This is a genomic window from Pseudomonas sp. AO-1 (assembly GCF_019775695.1).
Lineage (GTDB): Bacteria > Pseudomonadota > Gammaproteobacteria > Pseudomonadales > Pseudomonadaceae > Aquipseudomonas > Aquipseudomonas parakoreensis.
Genome location: NZ_CP079947.1, coordinates 6634002 through 6655407 on the forward strand (window position 1 = coordinate 6634002; position 21406 = coordinate 6655407).

At 60.9% G+C, this 21406-nt stretch carries 23 protein-coding genes; 12 read left to right on the plus strand and 11 right to left on the minus strand.

All coding sequences use genetic code 11. The features are described from left to right. Positions 1 to 14 precede the first annotated feature (14 nt). Positions 15 to 902 carry a cytochrome c oxidase subunit 3 gene (locus tag KVQ82_RS30230; protein WP_121182933.1) on the plus strand — a complete coding sequence of 296 codons (888 nt, stop codon included), beginning with the start codon at positions 15 to 17 and terminating at the stop codon, positions 900 to 902. Between the two features lie 7 nt (positions 903 to 909). Here the strand turns inward: KVQ82_RS30230 and KVQ82_RS30235 are convergent, their stop codons facing one another. Further along, positions 910 to 1113, minus strand: a complete 204-nt coding sequence (locus KVQ82_RS30235; RefSeq protein WP_041073718.1) for a twin transmembrane helix small protein — start codon at positions 1111 to 1113, stop codon at positions 910 to 912. A gap of 71 nt (positions 1114 to 1184) precedes the next feature. On the opposite strand from KVQ82_RS30235, the gene KVQ82_RS30240 reads away from it, so the two are divergent. The 5 genes from KVQ82_RS30240 to KVQ82_RS30260 are packed head-to-tail and all read left to right on the plus strand — an operon-like array spanning position 1185 to position 5093. Then, positions 1185 to 1925, plus strand: a complete 741-nt coding sequence (locus KVQ82_RS30240; protein ID WP_222017463.1) for an SURF1 family protein — start codon at positions 1185 to 1187, stop codon at positions 1923 to 1925. Then, positions 1891 to 2484 (plus strand): hypothetical protein, encoded by a 594-nt coding sequence (locus KVQ82_RS30245; protein ID WP_134785094.1) that lies wholly within the window; start codon positions 1891 to 1893, stop codon positions 2482 to 2484. Before KVQ82_RS30240 ends, KVQ82_RS30245 begins: the two co-directional genes overlap by 35 nt. A gap of 10 nt (positions 2485 to 2494) precedes the next feature. Continuing rightward, positions 2495 to 3574 (plus strand): heme A synthase, encoded by a 1080-nt coding sequence (locus tag KVQ82_RS30250; RefSeq protein ID WP_222017464.1) that lies wholly within the window; start codon positions 2495 to 2497, stop codon positions 3572 to 3574. Next, positions 3562 to 4461, plus strand: a complete 900-nt coding sequence (gene cyoE / locus KVQ82_RS30255) for a heme o synthase (protein ID WP_047297465.1) — start codon at positions 3562 to 3564, stop codon at positions 4459 to 4461. Before KVQ82_RS30250 ends, cyoE begins: the two co-directional genes overlap by 13 nt. Then, positions 4458 to 5093, plus strand: a complete 636-nt coding sequence (locus KVQ82_RS30260; RefSeq protein ID WP_007962772.1) for an SCO family protein — start codon at positions 4458 to 4460, stop codon at positions 5091 to 5093. The genes cyoE and KVQ82_RS30260 overlap by 4 nt, the downstream gene beginning before the upstream one ends. Positions 5094 to 5283: 190 nt before the next feature. On the opposite strand, the gene KVQ82_RS30265 is transcribed toward KVQ82_RS30260, so the two are convergent. From KVQ82_RS30265 to KVQ82_RS30275, 3 genes are all read right to left on the minus strand, one after another. Continuing rightward, positions 5284 to 6054, minus strand: coding sequence for a MetQ/NlpA family ABC transporter substrate-binding protein (locus tag KVQ82_RS30265; protein ID WP_041073708.1), 771 nt, complete (start codon positions 6052 to 6054; stop codon positions 5284 to 5286). 78 nt (positions 6055 to 6132) lie between these two features. Next, positions 6133 to 6807 carry a methionine ABC transporter permease gene (locus tag KVQ82_RS30270; RefSeq protein WP_041073706.1) on the minus strand — a complete coding sequence of 225 codons (675 nt, stop codon included), beginning with the start codon at positions 6805 to 6807 and terminating at the stop codon, positions 6133 to 6135. After that, positions 6807 to 7814, minus strand: coding sequence for a methionine ABC transporter ATP-binding protein (locus KVQ82_RS30275; RefSeq protein ID WP_027610230.1), 1008 nt, complete (start codon positions 7812 to 7814; stop codon positions 6807 to 6809). The genes KVQ82_RS30270 and KVQ82_RS30275 overlap by 1 nt, the downstream gene beginning before the upstream one ends. Positions 7815 to 8074: 260 nt before the next feature. Between KVQ82_RS30275 and katE the strand changes: the two genes are divergently transcribed. Then, positions 8075 to 10216 carry a catalase HPII gene (gene katE, locus KVQ82_RS30280; RefSeq protein WP_222017465.1) on the plus strand — a complete coding sequence of 714 codons (2142 nt, stop codon included), beginning with the start codon at positions 8075 to 8077 and terminating at the stop codon, positions 10214 to 10216. 76 nt (positions 10217 to 10292) lie between these two features. Here katE and KVQ82_RS30285 read toward each other — a convergent pair whose 3' ends face one another. The 4 genes from KVQ82_RS30285 to KVQ82_RS30300 are packed head-to-tail and all read right to left on the minus strand — an operon-like array spanning position 10293 to position 13092. Beyond that, positions 10293 to 11006, minus strand: a complete 714-nt coding sequence (locus tag KVQ82_RS30285) for a PA5502 family lipoprotein (RefSeq protein WP_041073701.1) — start codon at positions 11004 to 11006, stop codon at positions 10293 to 10295. A 37-nt stretch (positions 11007 to 11043) separates the two neighbouring features. Then, positions 11044 to 11832 (minus strand): zinc ABC transporter permease subunit ZnuB, encoded by a 789-nt coding sequence (gene znuB, locus KVQ82_RS30290; RefSeq protein WP_041073699.1) that lies wholly within the window; start codon positions 11830 to 11832, stop codon positions 11044 to 11046. After that, entirely contained in the window at positions 11825 to 12610 is a 786-nt protein-coding gene (gene znuC / locus KVQ82_RS30295) for a zinc ABC transporter ATP-binding protein ZnuC (protein ID WP_041073697.1), read from the minus strand. The genes znuB and znuC overlap by 8 nt, the downstream gene beginning before the upstream one ends. Then, positions 12610 to 13092, minus strand: coding sequence for a Fur family transcriptional regulator (locus KVQ82_RS30300; RefSeq protein ID WP_041073695.1), 483 nt, complete (start codon positions 13090 to 13092; stop codon positions 12610 to 12612). The genes znuC and KVQ82_RS30300 overlap by 1 nt, the downstream gene beginning before the upstream one ends. 66 nt (positions 13093 to 13158) lie before the next feature. Here KVQ82_RS30300 and KVQ82_RS30305 point away from each other — a divergent pair, with 66 nt between their 5' ends. After that, positions 13159 to 14079 carry a zinc ABC transporter substrate-binding protein gene (locus KVQ82_RS30305; protein ID WP_222017466.1) on the plus strand — a complete coding sequence of 307 codons (921 nt, stop codon included), beginning with the start codon at positions 13159 to 13161 and terminating at the stop codon, positions 14077 to 14079. 83 nt (positions 14080 to 14162) lie between these two features. Here the strand turns inward: KVQ82_RS30305 and KVQ82_RS30310 are convergent, their stop codons facing one another. Together KVQ82_RS30310 and KVQ82_RS30315 are read right to left on the minus strand one after the other, a co-directional pair. Continuing rightward, complete coding sequence (locus KVQ82_RS30310; protein ID WP_222017467.1) at positions 14163 to 15116, minus strand: homoserine kinase; 954 nt, start codon at positions 15114 to 15116, stop codon at positions 14163 to 14165. Positions 15117 to 15178: 62 nt separating this feature from the next. Further along, positions 15179 to 15475, minus strand: a complete 297-nt coding sequence (locus tag KVQ82_RS30315) for a DUF2782 domain-containing protein (RefSeq protein ID WP_041073689.1) — start codon at positions 15473 to 15475, stop codon at positions 15179 to 15181. A gap of 74 nt (positions 15476 to 15549) precedes the next feature. Here KVQ82_RS30315 and polA point away from each other — a divergent pair, with 74 nt between their 5' ends. Next, on the plus strand, positions 15550 to 18354 hold the full coding sequence (polA, locus tag KVQ82_RS30320) for a DNA polymerase I (RefSeq protein ID WP_108181263.1): 2805 nt from the start codon (positions 15550 to 15552) through the stop codon (positions 18352 to 18354). A gap of 412 nt (positions 18355 to 18766) precedes the next feature. Here polA and yihA read toward each other — a convergent pair whose 3' ends face one another. Then, positions 18767 to 19411, minus strand: coding sequence for a ribosome biogenesis GTP-binding protein YihA/YsxC (gene yihA / locus KVQ82_RS30325; protein WP_108181262.1), 645 nt, complete (start codon positions 19409 to 19411; stop codon positions 18767 to 18769). Positions 19412 to 19602: 191 nt separating this feature from the next. On the opposite strand from yihA, the gene KVQ82_RS30330 reads away from it, so the two are divergent. The 3 genes from KVQ82_RS30330 to KVQ82_RS30340 all read left to right on the plus strand — a co-directional run bounded on the left by KVQ82_RS30330 (position 19603) and on the right by KVQ82_RS30340 (position 21394). After that, complete coding sequence (locus KVQ82_RS30330) at positions 19603 to 19908, plus strand: cytochrome c5 family protein (RefSeq protein ID WP_041073683.1); 306 nt, start codon at positions 19603 to 19605, stop codon at positions 19906 to 19908. A 32-nt stretch (positions 19909 to 19940) separates the two neighbouring features. Beyond that, entirely contained in the window at positions 19941 to 20552 is a 612-nt protein-coding gene (locus KVQ82_RS30335; RefSeq protein WP_041073681.1) for a cytochrome c, read from the plus strand. A 200-nt stretch (positions 20553 to 20752) separates the two neighbouring features. Further along, positions 20753 to 21394 (plus strand): thiol:disulfide interchange protein DsbA/DsbL, encoded by a 642-nt coding sequence (locus tag KVQ82_RS30340; RefSeq protein WP_222017468.1) that lies wholly within the window; start codon positions 20753 to 20755, stop codon positions 21392 to 21394. Positions 21395 to 21406: the final 12 nt, after the last annotated feature.

Sequence of the window (21406 nt, forward strand, 5' to 3'; positions counted from 1 at the left end):
AAGGAGAACAATAAATGGCAACTCATGAGCACTATTACGTCCCGGCCCAGAGCAAATGGCCGATCGTCGCCACGGTGGGGATGTTCGTCACCGTGTACGGTCTGGCGACCTGGTTCAACGATCTGAAGGCCGCGCGCCCTGAATCCCATGGGCCACTGATCTTTTTCGTCGGCGGACTGTTGCTGGCGTACATGCTGTTCGGCTGGTTCGGCGCGGTGATCAAGGAAAGTCGCGCCGGGCTGTACAGCCCGCAGCTCGATCGCTCGTTCCGCTGGGGCATGAGTTGGTTCATCTTTTCCGAGGTGATGTTCTTCATCGCCTTCTTCGGTGCGCTGTTCTACGTGCGGCATATTTCCGGCCCGGCGCTGGGGGGCGAAGGGCCGAAAGGCATCGCCCACATGCTCTGGCCGAACTTCCAGTTCACCTGGCCGCTACTGCACACGCCTGACCCGAAACTGTTCCCGCCGCCCAAAGAAGTCATCAGCCCGTGGGGCCTGCCGCTGATCAACACGATTCTGCTGGTCAGCTCCAGTGTGACCATCACCATCGCCCACCATGCCTTGAAGAAGGGCCATCGCGGCGCGCTGAAAATCTGGCTGGCGATCACCGTGCTGCTGGGCTGCGGATTCCTCGCCTTGCAGGCCGAGGAATACATGCACGCCTACCACGAACTGGGCCTGACCCTGGGTTCGGGCATCTACGGCGCGACGTTCTTCATGCTCACCGGTTTCCACGGTGCCCACGTGACCATCGGCACGATCATTCTGTTCGTGATGCTGATGCGCATCATGAAGGGCCATTTCGATGCCGAGCATCAGTTCGGCTTCGAGGCGGCGAGCTGGTACTGGCACTTCGTCGATGTGGTGTGGATCGGCTTGTTCATCTTCGTTTATGTGCTTTGAGCACTGATCACCAAGGCGCGTGCGACACCAATTGGCCGCTGTAGAAGCCCCAGGCAATCAAGCCGACGGTGGCAGCGGCCAGGGCCACCCGAACACTCAAGGCGATTACCAGACGATTGGAGCTGCTGTCGTCCTTGACCAGGAAAAACAGGCCGCTGAACAGGCTGATCACCGTGGCAATCAGCAGCACGACAATGGCTGCTTTGAGCATGGGAAGAACTCCGGGGGACAGGCGATGCAGTTGAGTATAGCGATCGCGACGACTGACTTTGTGGCGCGGCCATGAAGCGCTTCCGCCCGGGCGTGATACCGACCGTGGTGGTGGCGCTGTTGCTGCCGTTGCTGGTGTCGCTGGGTTTCTGGCAGCTCGGTCGGGGCGCGGAGAAAACCGCCCTGCTCGCCAGTTACGCCGAACGCCGCGCGGCCGAGCCGATGGCCAGCAGCGAATTGCTGCACAGCGCCGACCCGGCCTTTCGCCGTGTGCATCTGTACGGCCAGTTCGATGGCGCCCACAGCCTGCTGCTCGACAACCGCCAGCGCAACGGCAAGGTCGGTATCGAGCTGCTGCAACCGTTTCAGGATCGGGCCAGCGGCCAGTGGCTGCTAGTCAATCGCGGCTGGCTGGCTTGGCCGGACCGCCGCGTTACCCCGCAATTCAAAACCCCGGCCGATGCCGTGAATATCGATGCCTGGGTGTACGTCGCCCCCGGCGCGACCTTCCAGTTGCACGCCGACCCCGCCAGCAGCACCTGGCCGCAAACCGTCACCGCCGTCGAGCCGGCCAAGCTGTGGAAAACCCTCGATCGCGACGGCTTCGCCTATGAACTGCGCGCCGAACCCGGTCCTGCCAGTTACGAGGCCGACTGGCCGGTGGTGGCCATGGGTCCGGAAAAACACCTTGGATACGCCGTGCAGTGGTTCGCCATGGCCACCGCCCTGCTCGGTCTCTACCTCTACCTTGGATTGCACAACGCAAAGGAGAACCACCATGGGAACGGCCATGAATCCACCCAGCATGTCTGAGGCGAAAACCCCGGCCACCCGCCGCCGTGGGCGGATCCAGCTGTTGCTGATTGTGCTCGGCGTAGTCGGCCCGATGATTCTCGCCACCGGCATGTACAAATTGCAGTTCTGGGTGCCGGAAGGTCGCAGCTATCACGGCGAACTGATCGGCAACGGCCAGACCCGCGCCGACCTCGGCGTGCAGGCCGATGAGCAACGCTGGCAGATGCTGGTGACCGCGCCGAAAGATTGCGCAGTGGACTGTCAGCAACTGGTGTACCTCGCCCGGCAGATCCAGATCGGCCTCGGTCGCGACGCCGGTCGCGCCAGCCACGCCCTCGCCGCTGCACAGCCGCTGAGCGCCGACTACGAAGCCAAGCTGACCCGCGAATACCCGCAGCTGCAACGCTACCCGCTGGACAGCGCAGCGTTGAGCAAGGCCACCGGCGACAAGGCCACGCCGCAACTGTGGATCATCGACCCGCACGGCAACCTGGTGCTGCGCTACGACCCGAGCGTGAAGGGCAAGGATCTGCTCAACGACCTGCGCCACCTGCTGAAACTGTCGAACATCGGATAAGGGCATCGTCATGGCCAAACCTGGATTTCGCCTCGCGTTGTTTGCCACCCTGCTGGCACTGATCGTCGTGCTGCTCGGCGCCTACACCCGCCTGACCCACGCAGGCCTGGGCTGTCCGGACTGGCCGGGCTGTTACGGTTTTATCAGCGTGCCGAAAAGCGAAGCCCAACTGGCCCATGCCGAGCTGCATTACCCCGACTCGCCGGTGGTGGCGCACAAGGGCTGGAACGAAATGATCCACCGTTACTTCGCCGGCACCCTCGGCCTGCTGATTTCGGTATTGGCCGGGCGCGCCTGGGTCAATCGTGGTCATCCGGGCCTGCCGCTGAAACTGCCGCTGTTTCTGCTGGCGGTGGTGTTCGCGCAAGCGGCATTCGGCATGTGGACGGTGACGCTCAAGCTCTGGCCGCAAGTGGTCACCGGGCATTTGCTCGGCGGTTTTGCGACCTTGAGTCTGCTGTTCCTGCTGACGTTGAGACTGTCCGGCGTGCTGCCGGCGCTGACCGTGCCCAAGCGCTTACAGTATTGGGCGACGGCGGGGCTGTTGCTGGTGATCGGCCAGATTGCCCTCGGCGGCTGGGTCAGCTCCAACTACGCGGCAGTGGCCTGCATCGACTTCCCGACCTGCCACGGCCAATGGCTGCCGCCGGCGGACTTTGCCAACGGCTTTCACCTGACCCAGCACATCGGCCCCAATTATCTCGGCGGGCAACTCGACAGCGATGCGCGCACGGCGATTCACTTGACTCACCGTATCGGTGCACTGCTGGTGACCTTGGTGCTGCTCTGTCTGGCCTGGCAACTCAGGGCCGTCGGCATGACCCGGCTCGCCGGGCTGGTGCTGGTCGCCCTCGGCGCGCAGATCACCCTTGGCATCAGCAACGTGCTGTTTCATCTGCCGCTGCCGGTGGCCGTGGCCCACAACGCCGGTGGCGCCGCGCTGCTGCTGACCATGGTGCTGGTCAATTACCACGCGCGCACCAGTCTGGTTCGGGTCAAACAGCCGATGTTGGCGCGCTGGCGTTTGAGCCCACGTAAACATTCGGCTGCGCCCATCACGATAAAAGGAGAAACGCCATGGCGCTTCTGATCGGCGAACGTCCCGCGCAAGCGCTGTGGCGTGACTATCTGGAGCTGACCAAGCCGAAAGTGGTGGTGCTGATGCTGATCACCTCGCTGGTCGGCATGTTCCTCGCGACCCGCGCCGGGGTGCCATGGACGGTGCTGGTGTTCGGCAACCTGGGGATTGCGTTGTGTGCCGGCGGCGCGGCGGCGGTCAACCATGTGGTGGACCGGCGCATCGATGCGGTCATGGCGCGCACCCACAAACGGCCATTGGCCGAGGGCCGGGTTTCACCGGCGGCGGCGCTGACCTTTGCGCTGGTGCTGGCGCTGCTCGGGCAGGCGATGCTGCTGACGTTCACCAATCCGCTGACGGCATGGCTGACACTGGCTTCGCTGCTGGGTTACGCGGTGATCTACACCGGTTTCCTCAAACGCGCGACGCCACAGAACATCGTCATCGGCGGCCTCGCCGGCGCGGCCCCGCCGTTGCTCGGCTGGACCGCTGCCACTGGCCACGTCAGCGCCGAACCGTTGCTGCTGGTGCTGATCATCTTCGCCTGGACCCCGCCGCACTTCTGGGCGCTGGCAATCCATCGCAAGGAGGAATACGCCAAGGCCGACATCCCGATGCTGCCGGTGACTCACGGCGAGCACTACACCAAGGTGCATATTCTGCTGTACACCTTCGCCCTGCTCGCGGTGAGCCTGCTGCCATACGTAATCCACATGAGCGGCGTGCTCTACCTGATCTGCGCCCTCGCCCTCGGCGCAAGGTTTCTGCAATGGGCCGTGGTGCTGTACCGTGGCACTCGGCCGCACGCGGCGATCAACACCTTCAAGTACTCTATTTATTACTTGTTCCTGTTGTTCATCGCCCTGCTCGTAGACCACTACTTACTGTTGAACCTATGACTCGAACCCAGAAAACCGTCTTCATCCTCGTCGCCGTGATCGCGCTGATCCTGGGACTGACCGTCAACAAAGTACTCAGCGGCAAGGGCCAGGGCGACCCCACCGCGCTGATCGACGCCGGCATCATCCTGCTGCCGCAGAGCCGCACGTTGCCGGGCGTGACCATGACCAATCAGGATGGCCAACCGGTCGCCATCGACGAGTTGAAAGGCAAGTGGAGTCTGCTGTTCTTCGGCTACACCTTCTGCCCGGACATCTGCCCGACCACCCTCGCCCAACTGCGCCAGATCAAGAGCGAGTTGCCCAAGGATGCTGTGGATAAGTTGCAGATCGTGCTGGTCAGCGTCGACCCGAACCGCGACAACCCGCAGCAGTTGAAGCAGTACCTGGGCTACTTCGATCCGCAGTTTGTGGGACTGACGCCGAAGTCGATCGAAGAGCTGCAGAAAGTCGCGAATGCGGTGAGTATTCCGTTCATTCCGGCCGACACCAGCAAACCGAATTACACGGTGGATCACAGCGGCAACCTCGCGGTGATCGGCCCGGACGGCACGCAACGCGGCTTTATTCGTGCGCCGCTGAACAACGCCAAACTGGTTGCGCAGCTGCCAGTAATGCTCAACCGCAAATAATGCAGTGCCTGCAGGGGTAAACATTTCTCTGTAGGAGCTGCCGAAGGCTGCGATCTTTTGCTCTGATCTTCAACAGCAAGATCAAAAGATCGCAGCCTCGTTCCACTCGACAGCTCCTACAGGGGAATTTGCCCCATAAAAAAGGCGATCCCGAGGGATCGCCTTTTTATTGCGCCTGTCCGGTCCTGTATCAGAACGCCGGCAATACCGCGCCTTTGTACTTCTCGGTGATGAATTTCTTCACTTCCGGGCTGTGCAGCGCAGCCGCCAGTTTCTGCATCGCGTCGCTGTCCTTGTTGTCCGCACGGGACACCAGGATGTTCACGTACGGCGAGTCGTTGCCTTCGATCACCAGCGCATCCTTGGACGGATCGAGCTTGGCTTCCAACGCGTAGTTGGTGTTGATCAGCGCCAGATCGACCTGGGTCAGCACGCGCGGGATGGTCGCGGCTTCCAGTTCACGGATTTTCAGGTCTTTCGGGTTCTGCGCGATGTCTTTCAGGGTCGACAGGATGTTGGTCGGATCCTTCAGGGTGATCAGGCCGGCCTTGGCCAGCAGCAACAGCGCGCGGCCGCCGTTGGTGGCGTCGTTCGGAATCACCACGTTGGCACCGCTTGGCAGATCCTTCAGATCCTTGATCTTGTTCGAGTACGCGCCCAGCGGCTCCAGATGCACGCCGGTCACCGCCACCAGGCTGGTGCCCTTGGCCTTGTTGAACTCATCGAGGTACGGCTGGTGCTGGAAAAAGTTGGCGTCCAGGCGCTTCTCGGCCACCTGTACGTTCGGCTGAATGTAGTCGGTGAAGACCTTGACCTTCAGATCCACGCCTTCCTTGGCCAGGGCCGGCTTCACGAATTCGAGGATTTCCGCGTGCGGCACCGGGGTGGCGGCAACGGTCAGGGTTTCAGCGTGGGCCGAAAAAGCGGCTACGGCAGCGAAAGCAGCGATCAGTTTTTTCATTCAGCTAACTCCTTTTCAAAGCGCCCGTGTGGCGCCTGCCAGCGAATGGCCGGCTCATCTCTTGATTACAAAAACCGGTTATTTGCGCGAGAAATGCACGACCAGACGGTCGCCCACCATTTGCAGCACTTGTACCAGAATCAGCAGCAACACCACGGTGACGATCATCACGTCAGTCTGGAAACGCTGGTAGCCGAAACGGATCGCCAGGTCACCCAGACCACCGGCGCCGACCACACCGGCCATTGCCGTGTAGGACACCAGAGTAATCGCGGTCACCGTAATCGCGGCGAAGATGCCTGGACGGGCCTCAGGCAGCAAGGCGTTCATGATGATCTGCCGGGTGGTCGCACCCATCGATTGAGTAGCTTCGATGATGCCGCGATCGACTTCACGCAGCGCGGTTTCCACCAGACGCGCGAAGAACGGCGTCGCACCCACCACCAGCGGCGGAATCGCACCGGCCACGCCCAGCGAGGTACCAGTGATCAGCACAGTGAACGGAATCATCACGATCAGCAGAATGATGAACGGCAGCGAACGCAGGATGTTCACCGCCAACGACATGAAGGCGTAGAAGCCACGGTTTTCCAGCAACTGCCGCGGGCTGCAGAGGAACAGCAGCACGCCCAGCGGCAGGCCGAGCAATACGGTGAACAGCAGCGAACCACCGAGCATCAGCAGGGTGTCGCCCGTGGCCAGCCAGATTTCCAGCCAATCGATGTTTTCGAAAAAAGCCTTGAGCATTTCCATTAACGCAGCACCTCCATATGAACGTCAGCGGCGGTGAAGCGGGCAAAGGCCGCCTCCATGTCGCCACCGGTGACGGCGAGGGTCAACTGCCCGTACGGAATGTCTTTGATGCGGTCGATACGACCGGCAAGGATGCTGTAGTCGACCCCGGTTTCCCGGGCAACGGTACCGAGCAACGGCGCGTAGGTCGCTTCGCCCTGGAAGGTCAGACGCACGATGCGGCCCGGCACGTGAGCGAAGTCATCGCGCTGTTCGCTTTCGTCGATCTGCTCGCTTTCCTGCACGAAACGCTTGGTGGTCGGGTGCTGCGGATGCAGGAACACATCGGCCACCGAACCTTGCTCGACGATCACCCCGGCGTCCATCACCGCGACCTGATCGCAGACGCGACGGATCACGTCCATCTCGTGGGTGATCAGGACGATGGTCAATTTCAGCTCACGGTTGATCTCGGCCAACAATTGCAGAACCGAGGCGGTGGTCTGCGGGTCGAGGGCGCTGGTGGCCTCGTCGCACAGCAGAATCTTCGGCTTGGTCGCCAGGGCGCGGGCGATGCCGACGCGCTGTTTCTGGCCGCCGGACAGCTGCGCCGGATATTTTTTGGCGTGATCAGACAGACCGACCCGCGCCAGCAATTCGGCGACGCGCTGATTGATCTCGCTGCTCGACAGTTCGCCGGCCAGGGTCAGCGGCAGCGCGACGTTGTCAGCCACGGTCTTGGAAGCGAGCAGGTTGAAGTGCTGGAAGATCATCCCGACTTGCTGGCGGAAACGGCGCAGGCCGTTGGCGTCCAGCGCGGTGACTTCTTCGCCGTCGACGATGATCTTGCCGCCGCTGGAGTCTTCCAGGCGATTGATCAGGCGCAGCAGGGTACTTTTTCCCGCACCGGAATGGCCAATCAGGCCGAAGACCTGACCGTTTTCAATCGAAAGACTGGTCGGGTGCAGGGCGGGGATGTCCTTACCGGCGACGCGGTAAGTTTTGTGGACGTTTTGAAACTCGATCACGTAGCGAACCTTGTGGGGCGCGTTAGAAAAGGATCAGCGGTTAGCCGGGCGCGCATTTTAGCCTGTCCGTATAGAGGTTCTTAGCATTTATTTCGCAATTAACCTTCGATTTGGCAATAACAAGATCAAAGGTCATAAAAAAGGAACGCTCGTTCCTGCTCATTGGTCACTAGTTCAGCGACTTGAAACCCTGGGTAACCGTGCCCGGAAACGCTCAAGAGTCCCCGTGGAAACGGGGTCAACCGAGGAGTTTACGTCTGATGAGCAGCAAGAAACCTACCACCGACAAAAGCCAGCTGGCCGGAACCGATACCAAGGATCGCGCCAACACCAACGCCAAACTCGACATCCTGGAGAAGTTTCGCTCCGACGCTACCGGCCAGGCCCTGCGCACCAATCAGGGGGTGAAGGTCGCCGATAACCAGAATACCCTCAAGGCCGGACCGCGCGGGCCGTCGTTGCTGGAAGACTTCATCATGCGTGAGAAAATCACGCACTTTGACCACGAACGCATTCCGGAGCGCATCGTCCATGCCCGCGGTACGGGCGCTCACGGTTTCTTTCAGGCCTACGAGAACCATTCGGCGCTGACCAAGGCCGGTTTCCTGCAGGACCCGGGGAAAAAGACTCCGGTGTTCGTGCGCTTTTCCACGGTGCAGGGGCCGCGTGGTTCCGGCGATACCGTGCGTGACGTGCGCGGTTTCGCGGTGAAATTCTTCACCGACGAAGGCAACTTCGACCTGGTCGGCAACAACATGCCGGTGTTCTTCATTCAGGACGCGATCAAGTTTCCCGACTTCGTCCACGCGGTGAAACCCGAGCCGCACAATGAGATCCCGACCGGCGGCTCGGCCCACGACACGTTCTGGGACTTTGTCTCGCTGGTGCCGGAATCGGCGCACATGGTGATCTGGGCCATGTCCGACCGGGCGATTCCGAAAAGCCTGCGCAGCATGCAGGGCTTTGGCGTGCACACCTTCCGCCTGATCAATGCCGAGGGCAAATCGCGCTTCGTCAAATTCCACTGGCGCCCGACCGCCGGCACCTGCTCGCTGGTGTGGGACGAGGCGCAGAAGCTCGCCGGTAAAGACACCGACTACCACCGTCGCGATCTCTGGGAAGCCATCGAGATGGGCGACTACCCGGAATGGGAGCTGGGCGTACAGATCATCGAGGAGGAAAACGAACACGACTTCGATTTCGACATCCTCGACCCGACCAAGCTGATCCCCGAAGAAATCGTGCCGATCACCCCGCTGGGCAAGATGACCCTGAACCGCAACCCGGACAACTTCTTCGCCGAGACCGAGCAGGTCGCGTTTTGCCCCGGCCACATCGTGCCGGGAATCGACTTCTCCAACGATCCATTGCTGCAAGGTCGGCTGTTTTCCTACACCGACACGCAAATAAGCCGACTCGGTGGGCCGAACTTTCATGAGCTGCCGATCAACCGCCCAGTAGCACCATTCCACAACGGCCAGCGCGACGCGCAGCACCGCACGGTGATCGACAAGGGTCGCGCTTCCTACGAGCCGAACTCGATTGATGGCGGCTGGCCGAAGGAAACCCCACCGGCGGCTAAAGACGGCGGCTTCGAGAGTTATCCGGAACGCATCGATGCGAACAAGATCCGCCAGCGCAGCGAGTCGTTCAGCGATCACTTCTCGCAAGCGCGGCTGTTCTTCAACAGCATGAGCGAGCACGAGAAGGAACACATCATCGCCGCCTACAGCTTCGAGCTGGGCAAGGTCGAACGTGAGTTCATCCGTGCACGGCAGGTGAACGAGATTCTCGCCAACATTGACCTGGAATTGGCCAAGCGCGTGGCGGCCAACCTCGGGTTACCGGCGCCGAGCAAAGGCACGGTCGAGGTGCGCAAGACTTCGTTCGATCATTCGCCGGCGCTGAGCCAAGCGAATCTGCTGCCAGAGGACATCAAAACTCGCAAAGTGGCGATTCTTGCCGCTAACGGCGTCGATGGTGCGGCGATCGATGCGATGAAAAAGGCTTTGGCGGCTGAAGGCGCACACGCCAAGCTGCTCGGCCCGACTTCGGCACCGGTGAAGACTGCCGACGGCAAAGCCCTGGCAGTGGACGCCTCCATGGAAGGCATGCCTTCAGTGATCTTCGATGCGGTGTTCGTGCCGGGTGGCGCGGCGTCGATCAAGGCGTTGAGCGGTGACGGCGTGGCGTTGCATTACCTGCTGGAGGCGTACAAGCACCTGAAGGCGATTGCGCTGCACGGCGATGCCAAACAGTTGCAGGATCTGCTGAAGCTGGAGGCGGATGACGGGTTGCTGCAGGGCAAGGATGTGCCGGGATTGACCAAGCCGTTCTTTGCGGCGATCGGGCAACACCGGGTCTGGGCGCGGGAGCCTAAGGCCAAGGCCATTCCAGCCTAAAGCAAAAGATCGCAGCCTTCGGCAGCTCCTACAGGGTTTACTTGCACCTGTAGGAGCTGCCGGAGGCTGCGATCTTTTAGGGTTTGGCTGGAATCAAGACCATCTGCGCCGGCACGGTGCGCAGGATCTGCTTTTCAATCTTCAGCTCGAAATCCGGATTCAATTTCTTCACACGTTTTTTCAGCAACGTCGCCAGCCAAGGATAATCCTGAGTCCGCGGCGCCTGAATGCTCACAGCACACTCGTAATTCACCACATCGGCGGCGATCGCATCCAGTTGCCGGCGAAGTTTGCGGCTGTCGTTGATGTTCAACGCCACCGTGGTGCTTTCGGCAGTCGGATCAATGACCTTGGCTTTCGGTTTGGCCTCGGCCGCCAGCAGCGCCGCTTCGGCTTTTTCCAGCTCGGCTTTGCGGGCTTCGGTGATGGCGCCATTGACGCCACCGGTCAGCGCCGGGGCTTTGGGCATCAGGGCACGGGCGCGGCTCAGCGCGGTGGCTGCCGCATTCACATCACCTTTCTGCAATACGATCTGGCTGCGGCGCAAGTAGGCTTCGGCCAGCTGGCGCTGGTATTGCTCAAGGGACTGATCGTTGGGGTTCTGTGCCTGCAAGGCGGCCAATTGGTCTTCGGCGGTGGCCAGTTCGCTGCTGGCCAGGCTTTGCTCCAGCTGTGCGATGGCCGTGGCCCGCGCGTCGGGGGCTTCGGCCACCGGCGGCGTGCTTTGGCAGGCGCCCAGCAGCACGGAAAATGCGACAAGGAGCAGATAACGGGAGGCGAACGGCTTCATTCCTGCGACTCTCTAATTGCGCAAAAAGCGAGCAAGTCTACACCCCTCGACGGGGCAGAACAAAACTCAGCAGAAACAGTGCGGCCGCCGTCACAACGATGGACGGCCCCGCCGGGGTGTCCTTGAACCATGACAGCGCCAGCCCGCCACACACGGCGAGCATGCCCAGCAGGCTCGCGCCCAGCGCCATCTGCTCCGGCGAGCGGGCGTGACGCTGTGCCGCAGCCGCCGGGATGATCAGCAGCGAAGTGATCAGCAACACACCGACGATTTTCATCGCCACCGCGATCACCACCGCAATCAACAGCATCAGCGCCATGCGCAGGCCCGCTACCGGCAGACCTTCGACCTTGGCCAATTCTTCATGCACGGTGATCGCCAGCAGCGGTCGCCACAGCGTCACCAACAACACCAGCACTGCCGCGCTGCCGCCGAGGATCCACGCCAGGTCGGTCGGACTGATCGCCAGCAGGTCGCCGAACAGATAGGCCATCAGGTCGATCCGCACTTCATGCATGAAGCTTAGTACCACCAGGCCAAGAGAGAGCGTGCTCGGTGCAAGAATCCCCAACAGCGTGTCGGAGGCCAGCGGTTGACGCTGCTGCAAGGTCACCAGCAACACTGCCAGCAGCAGGCAGCCGACGGTCACCGCGACCGTCGGGCTGACATCCAGCAGAAAGCCCAGCGCCACGCCGAGCAACGCGGCGTGGGACAGGGTGTCGCCGAAGTAGGCCATGCGCCGCCAGACCACAAACGAACCAAGTGGCCCGGCGACCACCGCCAGTGCCAGACCTGCAAGCAGGGCATACAACAGAAAATCAGCCATGCTTGCAGTGGTCTCCGTGAACGTGGGTGTGGCCCGCACCGGGCGCCTTGACCACCGAACCGTGCAGGTCATGGGCGTGGTCGTGATGGTGGTGATAGATCGCCAGGCTCGGCGCATTTTTGCCGAACAGCTCGACGAACGCCGGATCGCCGCTGACCTGCTCGGGGTGCCCGGAGCAGCAGACGTGGCGATTCAGACACACCACCTGATCAGTGGTGCTCATCACCAGATGCAGATCGTGGGACACCATCAGCACGCCGCAACCGTGACGGTCGCGCAGGCGGGTGATCAGGCTGTACAGCTCGGCCTGTCCGGCGACATCGACGCCCTGCACCGGCTCATCCAGCACCAACAGCTCCGGCTCGCGCAGCAGCGCCCGGGCCAGCAGCACGCGCTGCATTTCACCGCCGGAAACACTTTGCACCGGGCTGTCGATGACGTGTTCGGCGCCGACTTCTTTCAGCGCCGCCAACGCGCGCGGGCGGTCTACACCGGGCACCAGGCGCAGAAAGCGCAGCACCGACAGCGGCAAGGTCGGGTCGACGTGCAGCTTTTGCGGCATGTAGCCAACGCGCAGTTTCGGCTTGCGCCAGACGCTGCCGCTGTCCGGCTTCAGCAGCCCGAGTACGGCGCGCACGAGGGTGGTCTTGCCGGCGCCGTTGGGGCCGATCAGGGTGACGATCTGCCCCGGCTCGACGCTCAGCTCAATGTTGTCGAGCACGGTCTGCCCGGCAAACGTGACAGCAACGTGCTGAAGACGGATCAACGGGTTGCTCATCAAGCCCCCTGGCAACCGGCGCACAGGCCGACCACTTCGACGGTCTGCGCTTCGACAATGAACCCGACGTCTTTGGCGCTGTGGATAATCGCGTCGCTGATGGCTTTCTGTTCCAGCTCGATTGCGGCGTGGCACTCGCGGCAGATCAGGAACTGGCCCTGATGCGCATGCTCCGGATGCACACAGCCAACGAAGGCGTTGAGTGAAGAGATGCGGTGCACCAAACCGTTTTCCAGCAGGAAATCCAGCGCGCGGTAAACGGTTGGCGGCGCGGCGCGACGGCCGTCCTGCTCGCTCAGTACCGCGAGAATGTCATAAGCGCCCAGTGGCTTGTGGCTCTGCCACACCAGTTCCAGCACCCGCCGGCGCAGCGCAGTCAGGCGCAGGCCTTTCTGGGCGCACAAGGTATCGGCCTCGGTCAGTGCGCTGTGCACGCAATGAGAGTGGTCGTGGGGACGGCTGGCAATCGGTGTAATAGGCATGGGCGGCGACGAGTTTTGATAGAGACGTTATTATGTTACCCGTTCTCGCCTCCTTGAGTGGTCATCGTGTCCCGACTTTTTTCTGTTTTTGTGGCTTTTGTCGCCAGTTTTCTGCTGATCGGTTCGGCTCAGGCCGAGGTCAAGGTTCTCACCAGCATCAAACCGTTGCAGTTGATCGCTGCAGCGGTCCAGGACGGTGTGGCCATCCCGGAAGTGCTGCTGCCACCGGGTGCCTCGCCGCATAACTACGCACTACGCCCGTCCGACGTGCGCAAGGTGCAATCGGTGGACCTGCTGTACTGGATCGGCCCGGATATGGAAGGTTTCCTGCCGCGTGTGCTCAACGGTCGAACGCTGCCAAGCGTGGCCGTGCAGGATCTGCCGGGTATGAAACTGCGCCGCTTCGCCGAAGACAGCCACTCCCACGCCGAAGACGCCGACGAGCATGATCACGATCATCGTCCGGGTACGCTGGACGCGCATTTGTGGCTATCGCCGGTCAACGCCCGAGTCATTGCCGGGAAAATGGCTGCCGACCTCAGCGCTGCCGATCCGGCCAACGCCGAACGCTATCAGCGCAACGCCAAGGCCTTCGATGAGCGTCTCGATGCGTTGGACGCGCGGCTGAAGCAGCGTCTGGCCAGCGTTGAACGCAAGCCGTATTTCGTATTCCACGAAGCCTTCGACTATTTCGAGGATGCTTACGGCCTGAAACACACTGGCGTGTTCAGCGTGGCCGCCGAAGTACAACCGGGCGCGCAACATGTCGCCGCGATGCGCAAACGCCTGCAGGAAGTGGGCAAGACCTGTGTGTTCAGCGAACCGCCACTGCGTCCACGCCTGGCGGAAACCCTCGTGGCGGGCCTGCCGGTGAAGCTGGCGGAGCTGGATGCGCTGGGCGGCTATACGCCGGCGACCGCTCAGGGGTATGAGCAGGTGCTGGAGAAGTTGGGCAACGATTTGGCCGGCTGCCTGGAATCGTTGTAACCCCAAAGCAAAAGATCGCAGCCTTCGGCAGCTCCTACAGGGTTTACTGTGTAGGAGCTGCCGAAGGCTGCGATCTTTTGATTTTAAAGGGCGAAAGGCAACGGCGTATGAACCTGCTGCCGCTGCGCCAGTCGCTGCTCGAACTCCCGCGGATCATGAATCAGCACGTCCTGCCCGGCAAACTGCTCGGCGGCGATCAACCGTGACAGCCAGAACCGCACACAGGCCACGCGCAGCATGGTCGGCCAGAGTTCAGCTTCAGCGGCAGTGAACGGACGCAGCGCCGCATAGGCGCCAAGGAATGCGCGGGCACGCGGACCATCAATCAGGCCATCCTCGTCCGAACACCAGTCATTCAAGGCGATCGCCACGTCGTAGAGCATCGGCCCCGAGCAGGCGTTGTAAAAATCGATCAACCCGGTCAGGTGCGTGCCTTCGAACATCGCATTGTCGCGGAACAGATCGGCATGAATGTTCGCCCGTGGCAACGCAAGAATTTTGTCTTTCTGCAGGGTGATTTCATCCAGCGCCTTGTGCAGCAGCGCACGCGGCTCGTCGCTCAAGTGCGAGAGAAACTCGTTGCCCTCGTCCAGCATCCAGTCCAGGCCACGATCGGTCTTGCGCTTGATCATGCGCTCGCCCTGGGTCGCCAGGTGCAGATGCGCCTGCAACTCACCGACCTGCGCGCAATGCTGGGCGTTGGCGACTTTGATGTGCTTGCCGGACAACCGCGGCTGGAGTAAGGCCGGTTTACCCTTGAGCTCACGCAGGGCCACGCCGTCGGTGGTGCGCAGCGCATAGGGCACCGGCAGATCGGCCTCGTGCAGTACGTCGAGCAGGTCGATGAAGAACGGCATTTCCTGCACCGGGCCACGTTCGACCAGGGTCAGGACGAATTCGCCCTGCTCCAGGCTGATAAAGAAGTTGGTGTTTTCGCTGCCGGCGGCGATCCCCTGGAAATCAAGCAGACGGCCAAGCCCGTAAGGGGCAAGAAAGGTTTCCAGCTCTGGCCGAGCCAGGGGGGTGAACACAGACATGGTTAAAAACTGCTCAGTTCGGGCGCCGCGATCAAGCGGCGCCGATTAAAAAGTCAGGAATCTTACTTCCAGGTAAAGATTTCCCACGACGGAATCAGCATATCCGGCTGGTCGGAACGGATGTAGTTCACGTCCGAACCATCGGCGCGCACCAGGAAATACGGTTTGCCGCCCTTCGGCGTGACCTTGATCGCATACACGAAGCCACTGCGGCTGTATTCCTGAATGACCTTGTCGCCCTCGGTGTGCGTGTTAATGGTAACTTCCGGCTCCTTCGACGGCGCATCATCCGCCGCCATCGCGGCCAATGGTGAGACAGCAATCAAACCGACCAGCAGCAAGCGATTTAACGTACGCATGATAACCTTGTCCCTTTGTCGTCAACGGTCCCGCTATTCTAGCGCCGGGCCCGCCGAAAAGGTTGATTCTGCTCATGAGCCAAGCCCCCCTCGTCCTGGTGGACGGTTCGTCTTACCTGTACCGCGCTTTCCATGCACTGCCACCGCTGACCACCTCCAAAGGCCTGCCGACCGGTGCGGTCAAAGGTGTGCTGAACATGCTCAAGAGTCTGCGCAAGCAGTATCCGGACAGCCCGTTCGCCGTGGTTTTCGATGCCAAGGGCGGGACGTTTCGCGATGAGATGTACGCCGAATACAAGGCCAATCGCCCCAGCATGCCCGACGACATGCGCGTGCAGATCGAGCCGCTGCACCAGAGCGTGATTGCTCTCGGCTTCCCGCTGTTGTGCGTGGAGGGCGTCGAGGCTGACGACGTGATCGGCACCCTCGCCCGCAGCAGCGCGGCAGCCGCTCGCCCGGTGATCATTTCCACCGGCGACAAGGACATGGCGCAATTGGTCGACGGCCACATTACCTTGGTCAACACCATGTCCGGTAGCTCGATGGACGTTGAGGGCGTAAAGGAGAAATTCGGCGTCGCTCCGGAGCAGATCATCGATTATCTGGCACTGATGGGCGATTCTTCCGACAACATCCCAGGCGTTCCCGGCATCGGCCCGAAGACCGCGTCCGGCCTGCTGGTCGGCGTTAACGGCGGCCTCACCGAGCTTTATGCAAACCTCGACATCGTCCCGACCCTGCCGATTCGCGGGGCCAAGACTCTGCCGGCCAAGCTTGAAGAGCACAAGGAGATGGCCTTCCTCTCCTATCAACTGGCAACGATCAAGGTCGACGTGCCGCTGGACATTGGCCTCGATGACCTGCAAATGGGCCCGGAAGACCCGGCCAAGCTCTACGAGTTGTACACCCTGCTGGAATTCAAGAGCTGGCTGAATGACCTTGATCGCGACGCCAAGCGCCAGGAGCTGAGCGCAGCCGCCGAGCCTGCGCCGGCGGGCGATCTGTTTAGCGCGCCGCCAGCCGAAGTGCCCGCCGCCCCTGCCGAAGCCGCTTACGAAACCATCCTCGATCAGGCGCGTTTCGATGTCTGGCTGGAAAAACTGAACAACGCCAAGCTGTTCGCCTTCGACACCGAAACCACAGGCATCGACGCGCAACAGGCGCAATTGGTCGGTCTGTCGTTCGCGGTGCAGGCCAACGAAGCGGCCTATATCCCGCTGACCCACTCCTACATCGGCGTGCCCGAGCAACTGGATCGCGACACTGTGCTGCGCGCGCTGAAGCCAATCCTGGAAGACCCGAACAAACTCAAGGTCGGCCAGCACGCCAAGTTCGACATGAACATTCTGGCCAACTGCGCCATTGGCGGCGATCAGAGCCAAGGCATCAATGTGCGCGGGATTGCCTTCGACACCATGCTTGAGTCCTACGTACTCAACTCCACCGCCACCCGCCACGACATGGACAGTCTTGCGCAGAAGTACCTGGATCACACCACTGTGAGTTTTCAGGACATCGCCGGCAAAGGCGCCAAACAGCTGACCTTCGACCAGATCGCTCTGGAGCAGGCCGGCCCGTATGCCGCCGAAGACGCCGACATCACCCTGCGTCTGCACCAGACTCTGTTTGAAAAACTCAGCGCGATCCCGAGCCTGGCCAGCGTCCTGACCGACATCGAAATCCCGCTGGTACCGGTGTTGGCGCGCATCGAGCGTCAGGGCGCGTTCGTCGACGCCGAGCTGCTCGGCATCCAGAGCATCGAGCTGGGCAACAAGATGGTCGCTCTGGAGCGCGAAGCGTTCGAGATCGCTGGCGAAGAGTTCAACCTCGGCTCGCCGAAGCAGTTGGGCGTGATCCTCTACGAAAAACTTGGCCTGCCGGTGCTGAAGAAAACCGCCAAGGGCCAACCATCGACCGCCGAGGAAGTGCTGGCGAAACTCGCCGAAGACGATCATCGACTGCCGAAAGTGCTGATGGAGCATCGCTCCATGAGCAAGCTGAAAAGCACCTATACCGACCGCCTGCCGGAGCAGATCAACCCGCGCACCGGACGTATCCACACGTCGTACCATCAGGCTGTGGCGTCCACCGGACGCTTGTCTTCCAGCGATCCGAACCTGCAGAACATTCCGGTGCGCACCGCTGAAGGCCGCCGCATTCGTCAGGCGTTCGTCGCGCCGAAAGGCTACAAGTTGCTGGCGGCGGACTATTCGCAAATCGAACTGCGGATCATGGCCCACTTGTCCAAGGACGAAGGCTTGATGAACGCCTTCCGCAACAATCTGGACGTGCACACCGCCACCGCTGCCGAAGTATTCAAGGTCGAGCTCAACGAAGTGACCTCCGACCAGCGCCGTGGCGCCAAGGCGATCAACTTCGGCCTGATCTATGGCATGGGCGCGCAGAAGCTCGGCAAGGACATCGGCGTCGACACCAAGACCGCCAAGGCCTACATCGACACCTACTTCGCCCGCTACCCGGGTGTGCGCGAATACATGGAGCGCACCCGTAAGCAGGCTGCGGATCAGGGTTACGTCGAGACCTTCTTCGGTCGGCGCCTGTACCTGCCGGAAATCAACTCGAACAAGCCGCAGGAACGCGCCGCCGCCGAACGCACGGCGATCAATGCGCCGATGCAAGGCACCGCGGCCGACATCATCAAGAAAGCCATGGTGGCGGTGGATAACTGGCTGACAGCGTCCGGGCTGGACGCCAAGGTCATCCTGCAGGTGCACGACGAACTGGTGCTGGAGGTTCGCGAGGATCTGGTTGAGCAGGTGAGTCAGGAAATCCGCCTGCATATGAGCGAAGCGGCGAAACTGGACGTACCGTTGCTGGTGGAAGTCGGCGTCGGCAACAACTGGGATGAGGCGCACTAAGGCGTCTGGACCGGGCATTTGCCGCGACACACTGTCGCGGCAAATGCCCGGAATGGCCTTATTTCGAATCGCGCTTGGGCTTATTCCAAAGCTTTTTGAAAAAAATCTGAACTAATCTGACAACTCACTACTCAGAGATACTGAATGGCTGGTGAAGCCCTTCGATGCTCCTATGTTGTGTTAAGTGTTGGCAGATATCTGAACCCCGCCCTAGCGGTTCGGAACTTAAACCCCGGAACTTCTCCCTCCCCATATGAAGTCCGGGGCTTTTTTTACCCAAAAATCGGCTGTAGCGCGGTCATGCTGCGTTAAAAGCGTTACTAAAAATGCTCATTCAGGTTCCCTAAACTCCGCTTTTTAGTAACGCTTTTGCCTTGCCTGACCGCACTACAACCAATTTTCCATATCCTGATTATTCAGCCGCGGCTTCCGCACCTTTGTCCGCCAGTTCCATCCAGCCTGCCAACACAGTGTAGGCCTCTTCCAGGCCCATGCGTTTGGGCGCGGAAAACAGCTGGATCGTCACCCGATCCCCCCAGCCCTTGCGGATTTCCGACTGCACCTTGAGCAGCGTGTTCTTGGCGGCACCGTAGGTCAGTTTGTCGGCCTTGGTCAGCAGAATGTGCATCGGCATGCCGGCGGCGACGGCCCAGTCGAGCATCAACAGGTCGAAGTCGGTCATTGGATGACGGATGTCCATCATCAGAATCAAACCCTTCAAACTCTCGCGGCCACCGAGGTACGCCTCGAGGTGACGCTGCCAGTGTTGCTTGAGCGGGATCGGTACTTTTGCATAACCGTAGCCCGGCAGGTCGACCAGACGCCGTTCATCGTCTAGCTTGAAGAAGTTCAACAGCTGTGTGCGACCCGGAGTTTTCGAGGTGCGCGCCAGGCTGGCGTGAGTCAGGGTGTTCAGCGCGCTGGATTTACCGGCGTTGGAACGACCGGCGAACGCCACTTCGAAGCCTTCGTCGTCAGGGCATTGATCGACTTTGGCGGCACTGAGCATGAACGTGGACTGTTGGCACAGGCCGAGGATGGGATTCTTGAGTTGCATGGGATTTCCGATGTGGGCGGCGCCGGGATTGGGCGCGGAACGCGGTGTCGCTTCCGTTTCAGTGACGCCAGTATATAATGCCGCAGATTTTGTGTGTGCTTTGTCCCAGCGAAGGATGAAGTTCACGAGAGCCAAAGACCTTGATTGCGCATCAGAACGCAGAACGCTCTCAACCCTGAAAAGGTCGTTTTATGACGAAATGGCTGCTGGCTGCCGGAGTCCTGATACCGCTTTGCGGCGCACAGGCTACACAGGAACCGGAAGCCGTGTACAACCGTGTTTGTGGTGCCTGTCATTCCGGCCAACTACCCATGGCGCCCGAAAGAGGCGATCAGGCAGCTTGGACGCCGAGGTTGGCGAAAGGTATGGAGACGCTGGTGCAACACGTGACCCAGGGTTTCAAGGCGATGCCGCCGCGTGGTTTGTGCATGGACTGCAGTGCCGAGGATTACCAGGCCATCATCCTTTGGATGAGCGAGAGTAAACCCGGTCCATAACTCTTAACCCTTAGCCGTAGTTGGATTAGCTGATGAACAAATTGATCGTGAGTCTGCTGTTGACCGTGGGAATCTCCGGCATCGCCCATGCTGCAGGTGATGCAGCAGCCGGCCAGGCAAAAGCTGCCGTGTGCGGAGCCTGCCATGGCCCGGACGGGAACAGCATGGCACCCAACTTCCCGAAACTGGCCGGTCAAGGTGAACGTTACCTCGACAAGCAGTTGCATGACATCAAGTCGGGCAAACGCCAGGTTCTGGAAATGACCGGCCTGCTGACCAACCTGAGCGATCAGGACCTGGCCGATATTGCCGCTTACTTTGCCAGTCAGAAGGGCAGCGTCGGCGCCGCCGATCCAAAAATCGTCGCCCGTGGTGAAGCCCTGTTCCGTGGCGGCAACCTGGACAAAGGCCTGCCAGCCTGCACCGGCTGCCACTCGCCGAACGGTGCCGGCAATGCCGCCGCCGGCTTCCCGCACCTGGGAGGCCAACACGCTCAATACATCGCCAAACAGCTGACCGACTTCCGCAAGGAAGAAGGCGGTCGCGCCAACGACGGCGATTCCATGCCGATGCGCACCATCGCACGCAAACTCAGCGACGAAGACATTGCTGCGGTCGCCAGCTACATTCAGGGCCTGCACTAACCGCCCTGCATCGAGCGTTACCGGTGATGGACATCTCCTGCAACGTTAACGCTCGATTAATCCGTCGCAGCAAGTATAAAAAGGGTGGCTTTGGCCGCCCTTTTTTGTGGCCGCTGCCGTTACACTACAGAACTCATGCCCGCCAGGATCTGTCTGAAAACAGGTCGCGCGAGGCGACCAAAATTGTCCAGGAGTAAAGCATGCGTAATCTGATCATCAGCGCCGCTCTCGTCGCTGCCAGCCTGTTCGGCGTGACCGCCCAGGCCGCCGAAGCACCCGCTGCCCCTTATGTCGAACTGGCCAACCCGGTGCCAGTGGCAGAGCCTGGCAAGATCGAAGTCGTGGAGCTGTTCTGGTACGGCTGCCCGCATTGCTACGCGTTCGAGCCGGTGATCAATCCCTGGGTTGAAAAACTGCCGTCCGACGTCAACTTCGTACGCATTCCTGCCATGTTCGGCGGCCCGTGGGATGCTCACGGTCAAATGTTCCTGACCCTGGAAGCAATGGGCGTCGAGCACAAGGTTCACGCTGCGGTTTTCGAAGCAATTCAGAAACAACACAAGAAGCTGACCGACAAGAACGACATGGCTGACTTCCTCGCCACACAAGGCGTGGACAAGGACAAGTTCCTCGCCACCTTTGACTCGTTCGCGATCAAGGGGCAGATCGTCAAGGCGCGTGAGCTGGCCAAGAAATATGAAATCACTGGCGTGCCAACCATGATCGTCAACGGCAAATACCGCTTCGACATCGGCTCTGCCGGTGGTGCCGAAGAAGCCTTGAAGCTGGCTGATCAACTGGTCGCCAAAGAGCGAGCGGCCAACAAGGCAGCTGCCAACTAAGCGCGGTCATTG